The following is a 9634-nucleotide window of genomic DNA, read 5'->3' on the forward strand; positions in this document are numbered from 1 at the left end:
GCGTTAGGTTGGGTTGCTATGGTAGCTATCGGTGCGTTATACCACTTGATTCCTAACATGTTCCGTCGTAAAGCGGGCGAAATGTATTCTTCCAAGCTGATTAACGCTCACTTTTGGTTAGCGACCATTGGTACTGTGTTCTACATCGCTGCGATGTGGGTCAACGGTATTATGCAAGGTTTGATGTGGCGCGCAGTTAATGCTGATGGCACCCTGACTTACAGCTTCGTCGAGTCTGTTGCTGCTTCACACTGGGGCTATGCGGTTCGTGTGTTAGGTGGTGCTTTGTTCCTGACGGGTATGTTGTTGATGTTGTTCAACGTGTACATGACAGTACGCGATGCCAACAAGTCATTAGCTAACAATACCGCTGCAGCTCAGGCATAAGGAGTTTATTAAATGAATCACTCTAAAATTGAGCAAAACCTCCCGCTGATGGTTGTGTTGATTGTTATCGCTCTCAGCTGGGCCGGTTTGGCAGAAATTGTTCCACTGTTTTGGCATGGTGATACCAATAAGCCAGTTGAAGGCTTAAAGCCTTACACTGCGCTACAATTGGAAGGCCGTGACATTTACATCCGTGAAGGTTGTCACGTTTGCCATACTCAGATGGTTCGTCCGTTCCGTGCAGAGACCGAGCGCTATGGTCCTTATTCTGTCGCTGGCGAGTCGGTTTACGAGCATCCATTTTTGTGGGGGTCTAAGCGCACTGGTCCTGACTTGGCTCGTGTTGGCGGTCGTTATTCAAATGAATGGCACCGTGCTCACTTGTACAACCCACGCGACGTTGTTCCTGAGTCTGTTATGCCATCTTACCCATGGCTGTTCGAGAACAAGGTTGACGGTCGTTTAACACCTAAAAAGATGAAAGCTCTACGTATGGTCGGCGTACCTTATGAAGATGCCGACATCGAAGGTGCTAAAGAAGCGGTTGACGGTGTAACTGAAATCGAAGCTCTGGTTGCTTATTTGCAGCACCTGGGCACTGTGATCACTAAACGGTAATCCCATGGATATTAACGACGTGCGCGGCCTCGGCTCGATATTTGCTCTTATCGCTTTTTCCGGAGTTATCTGGTGGGCATACGGCTCGAGTCGCAAGAAACGCTTTGATGATGACGCTAAAATCCCGTTCGTTGAGAACGAGGAAATGCCTGCGCACGACGCTAACGATCGGAGTAAATAAATATGTTAAGCACTTTTTGGCAAGTGTGGGTCGTGGCGATTGTGCTGGGATCCATGATTGGCTGCGGTTTGCTGATTATGTACACCAGCAAAGGACAGCGAAAGGAAGAAACCGACCAGACTACTGGTCACGCCTATGATGGCATCGAAGAACTGGATAACCCGCTACCGCGCTGGTGGGTATTTATGTTCTGGGGCACTATCGTGTTCGGTTTTGGCTACTTATCAGCTTATGGATTAGGTAACTATGACGGTTGGTTAACGGTAACGGTTGATGATCAAGAAGTAACTTGGACGTCTACGAACCAATGGAAAGCAGAAGTTCAAGCGTTCGATAAAGAGATCGCTCCGCTTTATGCTGAATACCGTGCAACTGATATCGCAGAACTTGCTATGAACGAAGACGCGCTGCAAACTGGCCAACGTCTGTACAAAAGCAACTGTTCTGTATGTCATGGTACAGCGGCTAAAGGCGCTCAAGGCTTCCCTAACCTAACCGATAACGATTGGTTGTATGGCGGTACGCCTGAGAACATCAAGCAAACCATCATGTACGGTCGTCAGGCTGCAATGCCAGCTTGGGCATCTGTATTAGGTAATGAAGGCGTTGGTGAAATGGCTCAGTATGTTCGTAGCTTGTCTGGTTTAGAGCACAGCGCAGAAGCTGCTGAAAAAGCCGCTCCTAAGTTCCAGCAGCTATGCATGGCTTGTCACGGCGCAGATGGGAAAGGCAATCAGTTGGTTGGTGCTCCAAACCTGACCGATGAGATTTGGCTCTACGGTGGTGCAACAAAGCAAATCGAATTTACTTTGAAGCACGGTCGTAATGGTAAAATGCCTGCACAGGCTGAAATCTTAGGTGAAGATAAGGTGCATGTTTTGTCAGCTTACATCTATTCTTTATCTCAGAAGTAAGGTGAGCCAGTGGGGTAGTCGCTACCCCACGCCTTGTCGAAGTTAAAAATTGAGCTACGGCAATAAAATAAGGAAAAAGCGGCCAAGTGCCGCTTTTTTCGTTAAAGAAGCCTAGCAAAAACTATATAATTACAGCGTTATATAAGGGGTGTTAGATAATTGTTGATCTACCCTATTTTGCTCGACTCTTCTTTTAGTTTTACTAACGAGGGTGATTTGCCGTTATGAGTCAAATTCCGGTCAAAAACGTCACGCCAGAACCCGAACTCCAAAGTATGTATAAAAAGCGCGAAAAAATTTACGTACGCGCTATTTCTGGGTTTTTTCAAAAAATTCGTAGTTGGTCTTTATGGGCTTTAATGCTCGGCTATTTTGGCACGGCTTGGTTAAACTGGGGCGATAGGCAGGCAATTTTATTCGATTTACCAGAGCGTAAATTTCATATTTTAGGCATGACGTTCTGGCCCCAAGATTTTGTTCTGTTGTCGTCTATTTTAATTATTTGTGCTTTCGGCTTATTTACCATTACTAACCTAGCTGGCCGTATTTGGTGTGGCTATACCTGTCCACAATCCGCTTGGTCGTTTATTTTCATGTGGATTGAAGAGCGTACCGAGGGCAGTCGTAATGCGCGAATGAAACTCGATAAAGAGCCAATGAGCACAACTAAATTCCGTAAAAAAGCCATTAAGCATATTGGTTGGGTTATTATTGCAGTTTGGACAGGCGTAACCTTTGTTGGTTACTTCACCCCTATTCGCGAATTAGTGCCTGATTTTTTTACGCTAAATATTAACGGCTGGGCACTGTTTTGGATTTTATTCTTCGGTATCGCAACTTACATAAATGCCGGTTGGATGCGCGAACAAGTCTGTATTTACATGTGCCCGTACGCTCGTTTTCAATCGGTAATGTACGATAACGATACCTTAGCAGTTTCTTACGATTACAATCGCGGCGAGCCGCGCGGCAAACGTAGTAAAAAAGTAGAAAACCAAGAAGAGCAAGCCAAGCTTGGTGACTGCGTCGATTGTTCTTTGTGTGCGCAGGTATGCCCTGTCGGTATCGATATTCGTGATGGTTTGCAGTATCAATGTATCGGCTGCGCACTGTGCATCGACGCCTGTGATTCCATTATGGAAAAACTCGACAAACCTAAAGGGTTAATTCGCTACACCACTGAAAATAACTTAGAAGGTAAGAAAACGCATATTCTGCGTCCTCGCCTCTTTGGCTATGCAGCAGTACTGTTAACTATGATGGGGGCTTTAACCTACACCATTGCCACACGTACGCCATTCCAATTAGATATTGAACGGGACCGTGGACAGCTATATCAGCTAACTGCTAACGATACCGTGCGTAATAGTTACACGCTTAAAATGATCAACATGGCGCAAGAGCCACACACCTATGTGCTGAAAATGGAAGGTCTTGAACACTACAAAATGGGTGGTCTAGCGGAATACACCTTGCGTGTAAACGAGCTAAAAGAGGTAATTGTTGATTTAGAAATCGATCCAGAAAAAGCCAAACTTCCAAGCAGTAAGACGAATATTGAATTCGTTGTGTACGATAAAGATACCGGAGAAGAAATTGCGCGTGAGGAAAGTCGCTTTATCGCTCCTCGTGGTTGATTAAACTTGACAGTTCGATACTGGAGAACCGGCGCTCAAGTGGTTACACTTGAGCGTTTTTTGCTATCTAGTGATTTCTCTTGCTAGATAGCAAGTAAGCATTCTCAAAGCGTCGATCGATGCCTATTCACGAAAAGAGAAGTTAATGAATACTGAAAAGCAAGAACACCGCCCGTGGCACAAAGAACCTATGATGCTGTTAGTAATAGGTTTACCTTTGATCTCTGTTTGCTGGGGAATGGTGATGCTTTATTTAGCAGTTAACACCAAAGATTCGTTAGTAAACGACACCTATTATAAGGATGGCGTGAACTACACCGAAGATCTTGAACACGATGAATACGCCAAACGCCTTCAAATAGCTGCAGACATTGTTTTTATCGGTGAAGAAATTCATATAAATTTGCGCGGCTATCTTGATGAGCAACCCAACACCCTGCAATTACAATTAATTCATCCAACGCTGCAAGACCGTGATGAAATCGTATTGATGCAGCGCTTAGAAGATGGCAGCTATGTTGGTATCAACAATTTAGAATTGCCACAGAAACGTCATATTTGGTTGTTAAGCGGAGAACAAAAGTGGCGTGTACGCTCGACGGAAGTTATCGAAGTGAATAAGGCCTTTACTCTCGGAAAACAATGAGCTCTCTAGCGCCCGCGAATCATATTTCGAACGATTGTTTCCATTGCGGTGAGCCGATCAAAGGCAATCAGCAATGGCTGGTCATCATTGATGGTATTGATCAACCTATGTGCTGCCCAGGTTGTAAAGCGGTGGCTGAAACTATTGTTGCTTCGGGACTGAAAGATTACTACCGCCATCGTACCGAGTTACCTGATCTTTCTCCTGCAGAAGATGACGTCAACGAACTTGCTGTGCGTGAATCTTTGCAGTTGTATGATAGTGAAGCGCTTCAGCGTCGCTTCGTTGCACACAGCACAGACTATGCTGAAGCGACGCTCATTATCGATGGCATAAGTTGTGCCGCATGCTCTTGGCTAATCGAACATCGTATCAGCCAATTAAATGGCGTAATAAATGCGACATTAAACCTATCAAATCATCGTTTAGTCGTGCGTTGGCAATATAGCGATATTCGCTTATCACAAATCATTGAAGCCATTTACAGACTCGGCTACAAAGCGTCGCCATTTTCCGCGACAGAGCAAGAAGCAACTCAGGCCCGCGAAGGCAAGCAAGCGATTCGTCGTTTAGCTGTCGCTGGTATTGGCACCATGCAAGTGATGATGATGTCTGTACCACTTTATGTCGGCATGGCAACACAATACGAAATATTCATGCGCTTCGCGGCGATGATTATGACTTTGCCAGTGGTGTTGTTTGGCGCTAGGCCATTTTTTGATGCGGCAATGCGTAGCCTGCGCTCTGGCCATTTGACCATGGATGTTCCGGTATCGCTGGCTATTGTTTTAGCGTTTTGTGCCAGTGTCTGGAGCACATTTAATCAAGGAATCGAAGTCTATTTCGATTCCGTTTGCATGTTTACATTTTTCCTATTGTTAGGCCGCTTTTTGGAAATGCGCGCCCGTCACCGTATGGGTAAAGCAGGCAATAATTTAATGACGCTGCTGCCGAATGTTGCACTGAAGCTTGCGTCAATCACGGATCAAAACGAACAAATCATAGCGACTGAAGACATTCGTATTGGTGATATTCTAAGGCTAAAACCGGGTCATCCAATTCCAGCCGATGGCATTGTGGTTGAAGGTTATAGTAGCGTCGATGAAGCCGCATTAACCGGAGAATACTTGCCTATCTCGAAAGCGCCTGGAGCAACGTTAATTGGTGGAACGGTCAATGTCGAAAGTCCCATGCTAATGGAGGTAACCGCCACAGGCGCGGAAGCACAGCTATCGACTATTATGCGTTTGATGGATCGTGCACAACAAGAAAAGCCACAAATAGCCTTACTTGCAGATCGTATCGCCAGCCGGTTTGTCGCCGCCGTATTGATTATATCCGGTTCTGTTTTCGGATATTGGTGGTTAATGGGCAATGAGCATGCATTTTTTATCGCACTCTCGGTTCTGGTCGTCACTTGCCCCTGCGCACTGTCACTCGCTACCCCTACTGCCCTTACAGCAGCAACGACGGCGCTACGCGAACAAGGTATTTTAATCAGTAAGGGACATGTGCTTGAAACCCTGACCACTATTCAACGCGTTGTATTCGACAAAACCGGCACCTTAACTCAAGGCCGATTAACGCTAGAGCGTGTGGAGACGTTGACAGAATTACCGACTGACGACGCAATTGCCCTAGTGGCAACCCTTGAGCAACATGCCACGCATCCGATTGCCCTCGCGTTCACCAGTATCGCCGCCGAGTCACAGATTCAAGCGAGTAATGTACGTCATCACCCAAGCCAAGGGGTTAGTGGCAAAATTAATGGGCGAACTCTACGATTTGGCCGGGCGGATTTCGCTTGGTCAGATGCCATTGAACACCCTCATAGTGACACCGGCCAGTGGCTGCTACTCGCTGACGAAGAGCAACCATTGGCTTGGTTTTTATTAAACGACTCTGTGCGTCGTAGTGCTGAGCCGGTCATCAAGGCACTCAAAGCTCGTGGTATTAAAGTATCACTATTAACCGGCGACCCCAGTCCTGCGGCGTTAACAATTGCAGCGAGTCTTGGTATTGACGATGTGCGCTCTGGCGTTAGTCCCGCAGAAAAGTTATTAGCGGTAAGACACTGGCAGCAACAAGGTGAGCGCGTCATGATGGTCGGCGATGGTATTAATGATGTCCCTGTTCTTGCAGGTGCCGATGTATCGCTAGCGGTCAACGATGCCTCTGATTTGGCTAAAACTAATGCGGATATGTTGCTCACTAACGGACGATTAGAAGCCACAATTACCGCCTTCGATGTTGCTCGGCGTACGCGCCTGATAATTCGTGAGAACATAGGCTGGGCATTGCTGTACAATCTAATTGCATTACCGTTGGCTGCTGCTGGTTTAATCCCGCCGTGGGCTGCTGCTATTGGTATGTCGTTTAGCTCACTATTGGTTGTATTTAACGCCCTGCGTTTAATTCGCCATCGCTCACTATCCCTTAATGAGGCTTGATCGTGGATATTATTTACATCTTAGTTCCCCTTTCTATTGCCTTAATCGGTATTGCGGTAGTGGTATTTTTTTGGGCCGTAAAAGGCGGACAATTCGATGATCTAGAGTCCCCAGCTCACAAAATTCTGTTTGATGATGACGAGCACTTAATTCAGCGCAAAGACAAGCAAGACGAATCCAAACCAGACAGAAGTGAAGGCCCGAAGAAACAATGACAGAACCACTGTCGTTCATTACCGCAATCTTATTGGGATTATTTGGCGCTAGTCATTGCCTCGTCATGTGTGGTGGCATAGCGGCCGCTGCGGGAAATGCGGATAGCCAAAACCGAGTTCGCGCGGCGCTTCTTTTCAATACAGGCCGCATTGCAAGTTATACCTTAGCGGGTGCTCTCGTCGGCGCAGCCGGTTTATGGCTGCAATCCCAACATCAATGGTTAATGCTCGGTCTGCGCACCATCGCTGGTGTGATGTTAATTCTAATGGGCCTATATGTTGCCAAATGGGCATCTTGGCTGACTCAAGTTGAGCGCCTAGGTCAAGGCCTTTGGGGCCTCATTCGTCCGCTGGCACAAAAACAACTTGGACGCCCCAGCATGGGCAGTCAATTGCTCTTGGGTGCTCTATGGGGATGGCTTCCGTGCGGATTAATCTACAGTACTTTGAGTTGGGTGGCTGCTAATGGACAACCCATCAATGGCGCCTTAGCTATGTTTGCTTTTGGTCTAGGTACATTACCGGCAATATTTTCCGCAAGTCTCGCTGCCGCAACACTGATGCAAATCCTGAATCGTGTTATCGTACGCAAAATATCGGGCGCACTACTTATGCTCTACGGGCTGTGGACCTTAGTGTCAGTTTGGCTCCCCATTGCGAATAGTTAGTATAAATCGCAAGCAATATCGGCGATATTCGCTCCAGTGCAATATTGATTAACGGGAATTAGATCATGAAGACGCCCTCAACCTCTCCTACTTCCAGCGCACCATTACGTGGTACTCAACCACATTGCCAAACGTGTTCTCTGAATGCCCTGTGCCTGCCACTATCGCTTAAAGATGCAGATATGGAACGCCTAGACGATATTATTCGCCGTGGCCGTCCGATTCAGAAGGGACAGCTTTTGTTTCAACAAGGCGAAACCTTCCAATCGGTATTTGCTGTTCGTACAGGTGCCCTAAAAACCTACACACTGGCGAGTAACGGCGAAGAGCAAATTACTGGCTTTCATCTTGCCAGCGAACTGATTGGACTTTCAGGTTATGACGCCGGCAGCTATCCGTTGACGGCAAAAGCATTAGAAACCACGACGGTTTGTGAAATTCCTTTGCCGCAGCTTGATACATTGGCTGATGAACTACCCGACTTACGTAAACAGTTGATGCGCACCATGGGTACTGAGATTCGCCACGATCAAAATATGATGCTGCTACTGAGTAAAAAGAACGCCGAAGAACGCGTTGCTTCTTTCTTACTGGATATCTCACAACGTTATCAGCGCCGTGGTTTTTCTCCTTCACATTTCCGTTTGCCAATGTCTCGTGTTGATATCAGTAACTACTTGGGCTTAGCAGTAGAAACGATTAGCCGAGTATTTACTCGTTTTCAAAATAACGAACTGATCGAAACTCAAGGCAAAGAAATTATATTGCGCGACATGGATGCGCTTTACGAAATGGCGGGGCTGGTATCTCCGACGCATTGTACGGAGCACAATGAGTAATGAAAAACCGGCTTAGTTAGCCGGTTTTTTTTCGTCTTCGTCATCTGTTTTTAGCATTGGAACGTAATCTTTAAACCTAATTTAGATGAGTTATAGATCAGTGCACCTAATATCTGAATCTGTGCTCAAGGCAGGATCAAAAATGTATTCGAATCAAAAATAGGCATGGGCTTTGCGTTATCTTTGATAAGAATGTGAGTTTAATCGCTAAAATGTCCAAAAAATGACGTTATTTGCGCAAGGCAAAGCAGATTAATTGAATTTGTCCTACATACTACATACAGCACTGCACGTTTGACGGTGCTTACTTAGGAGCCCCTTAATGGGAATAGCTGCGGAAGACTTTAAGCGCTGTATTATTCAGCCAACATTACAACGCTTAGGCGTTCAAAATGCTGGTGCCGAGACGTTATTACTCGCCACGGCCGCCGTTGAATCGGAGCTTGGATCCTTTTTAAAAGCCGAGGGCCAGCGCACTTCGGGTGTCTACCAGATGCATGGATTAACTCATCGCCACATTTGGGATGACTACCTAGGGCATCAACCTGAGCTAGCCAGTAAAGTACGGGGCTTGGCCAGTCAGCATGATTTTCTTACCCATCCACATGCCGAACTCACCACCAATCTCAGTTACGCTACTGCCATCGCGCTATTGGCCTATCTACGTCACCCCGAATTTGTACTACCAGATAATCCGACGCCTGAATTACTTGCAGAGCTATGGAAGCACTACTATCACCCACGCAATGATCTAAGCATTGCTGATTTTATGACAAGGTACAAAGAGCTAATTCGCCCGATGAAAGTCGCCGCAGCATAAGTTTATCGTAACAATCATCTGACCAAGTTTTGTCCGATCATCACTGTGCTTAAGCTGTCTTCTCGCGCTCTGAGGGTTCCTCTCATGCCGTCATTTTGATATAAAGCGCACGCCAATCAGTGGGGTGAACCAATGATCGAATCCGTCGATGACCGCAAAGAAAAACTAGAATTCAACAAACTACAAAAACGCTTACGTCGTAATGTCGGCAAAGCAATTGAAGACTATTGCATGATTGAAGAAGGCGATCGCGTGATGG

General features: G+C 46.3%; 11 protein-coding genes and 1 pseudogene. All 12 read left to right on the plus strand.

Going from position 1 to position 9634, the window contains the following annotated elements; translation table 11 throughout:
* A partial coding sequence (locus UXZ23_RS09025) for a cbb3-type cytochrome c oxidase subunit I (RefSeq protein WP_320820265.1) occupies positions 1-387 on the plus strand: 387 nt, incomplete at its 5' end.
* Between the two features lie 12 nt (positions 388-399).
* Positions 400-1005 (plus strand): cytochrome-c oxidase, cbb3-type subunit II, encoded by a 606-nt coding sequence (gene ccoO / locus UXZ23_RS09030; RefSeq protein ID WP_320820266.1) that lies wholly within the window; start codon positions 400-402, stop codon positions 1003-1005.
* A gap of 4 nt (positions 1006-1009) precedes the next feature.
* A complete protein-coding gene (locus UXZ23_RS09035) occupies positions 1010-1186 on the plus strand; it encodes a CcoQ/FixQ family Cbb3-type cytochrome c oxidase assembly chaperone (protein ID WP_015487130.1) in 177 nt (58 codons plus the stop codon).
* Positions 1187-1188: 2 nt separating this feature from the next.
* Positions 1189-2100 (plus strand): cytochrome-c oxidase, cbb3-type subunit III, encoded by a 912-nt coding sequence (gene ccoP, locus UXZ23_RS09040; RefSeq protein WP_320820267.1) that lies wholly within the window; start codon positions 1189-1191, stop codon positions 2098-2100.
* 224 nt (positions 2101-2324) lie between these two features.
* Entirely contained in the window at positions 2325-3737 is a 1413-nt protein-coding gene (ccoG, locus tag UXZ23_RS09045; RefSeq protein WP_320820268.1) for a cytochrome c oxidase accessory protein CcoG, read from the plus strand.
* A 145-nt stretch (positions 3738-3882) separates the two neighbouring features.
* Positions 3883-4383 carry a FixH family protein gene (locus UXZ23_RS09050; RefSeq protein WP_320820269.1) on the plus strand — a complete coding sequence of 167 codons (501 nt, stop codon included), beginning with the start codon at positions 3883-3885 and terminating at the stop codon, positions 4381-4383.
* The gene (locus tag UXZ23_RS09055; protein ID WP_320820270.1) at positions 4380-6833 is read left to right on the plus strand and encodes a heavy metal translocating P-type ATPase; all 2454 of its coding nucleotides are present in this window, start codon (positions 4380-4382) and stop codon (positions 6831-6833) included. The genes UXZ23_RS09050 and UXZ23_RS09055 overlap by 4 nt, the downstream gene beginning before the upstream one ends.
* Positions 6834-6835: 2 nt before the next feature.
* Positions 6836-7048: a cbb3-type cytochrome oxidase assembly protein CcoS gene (gene ccoS, locus UXZ23_RS09060; protein ID WP_320820271.1), complete on the plus strand. Its 213-nt coding sequence runs from the start codon at positions 6836-6838 to the stop codon at positions 7046-7048.
* The gene (locus tag UXZ23_RS09065; RefSeq protein WP_320820272.1) at positions 7045-7716 is read left to right on the plus strand and encodes a sulfite exporter TauE/SafE family protein; all 672 of its coding nucleotides are present in this window, start codon (positions 7045-7047) and stop codon (positions 7714-7716) included. Before ccoS ends, UXZ23_RS09065 begins: the two co-directional genes overlap by 4 nt.
* A 65-nt stretch (positions 7717-7781) precedes the next feature.
* The gene (gene fnr, locus UXZ23_RS09070; RefSeq protein ID WP_320820273.1) at positions 7782-8555 is read left to right on the plus strand and encodes a fumarate/nitrate reduction transcriptional regulator Fnr; all 774 of its coding nucleotides are present in this window, start codon (positions 7782-7784) and stop codon (positions 8553-8555) included.
* A gap of 322 nt (positions 8556-8877) precedes the next feature.
* Complete coding sequence (locus UXZ23_RS09075) at positions 8878-9375, plus strand: hypothetical protein (protein WP_320820274.1); 498 nt, start codon at positions 8878-8880, stop codon at positions 9373-9375.
* Positions 9376-9507: 132 nt separating this feature from the next.
* Positions 9508-9634 (plus strand): annotated as a pseudogene (locus tag UXZ23_RS09080) (tRNA 2-thiocytidine(32) synthetase TtcA); the annotation flags it as partial.

Source organism: Thalassolituus sp., from assembly GCF_034111725.1.
In the GTDB taxonomy this organism is placed as follows: Bacteria; Pseudomonadota; Gammaproteobacteria; order Pseudomonadales; family Oceanobacteraceae; genus Thalassolituus.

What these genes read in the sequence shown, in the direction of transcription:
- ccoO (WP_320820266.1), top strand. Translation starts at nt 400, where the DNA reads ATGAATCACTCTAAAATTGAGCAAAACCTCCCGCTGATGGTTGTGTTG.
- UXZ23_RS09035 (WP_015487130.1), top strand. Translation starts at nt 1,010, where the DNA reads ATGGATATTAACGACGTGCGCGGCCTCGGCTCGATATTTGCTCTTATC.
- ccoP (WP_320820267.1), top strand. Translation starts at nt 1,189, where the DNA reads ATGTTAAGCACTTTTTGGCAAGTGTGGGTCGTGGCGATTGTGCTGGGA.
- ccoG (WP_320820268.1), top strand. Translation starts at nt 2,325, where the DNA reads ATGAGTCAAATTCCGGTCAAAAACGTCACGCCAGAACCCGAACTCCAA.
- UXZ23_RS09050 (WP_320820269.1), top strand. Translation starts at nt 3,883, where the DNA reads ATGAATACTGAAAAGCAAGAACACCGCCCGTGGCACAAAGAACCTATG.
- UXZ23_RS09055 (WP_320820270.1), top strand. Translation starts at nt 4,380, where the DNA reads ATGAGCTCTCTAGCGCCCGCGAATCATATTTCGAACGATTGTTTCCAT.
- UXZ23_RS09065 (WP_320820272.1), top strand. Translation starts at nt 7,045, where the DNA reads ATGACAGAACCACTGTCGTTCATTACCGCAATCTTATTGGGATTATTT.
- fnr (WP_320820273.1), top strand. Translation starts at nt 7,782, where the DNA reads ATGAAGACGCCCTCAACCTCTCCTACTTCCAGCGCACCATTACGTGGT.
- UXZ23_RS09075 (WP_320820274.1), top strand. Translation starts at nt 8,878, where the DNA reads ATGGGAATAGCTGCGGAAGACTTTAAGCGCTGTATTATTCAGCCAACA.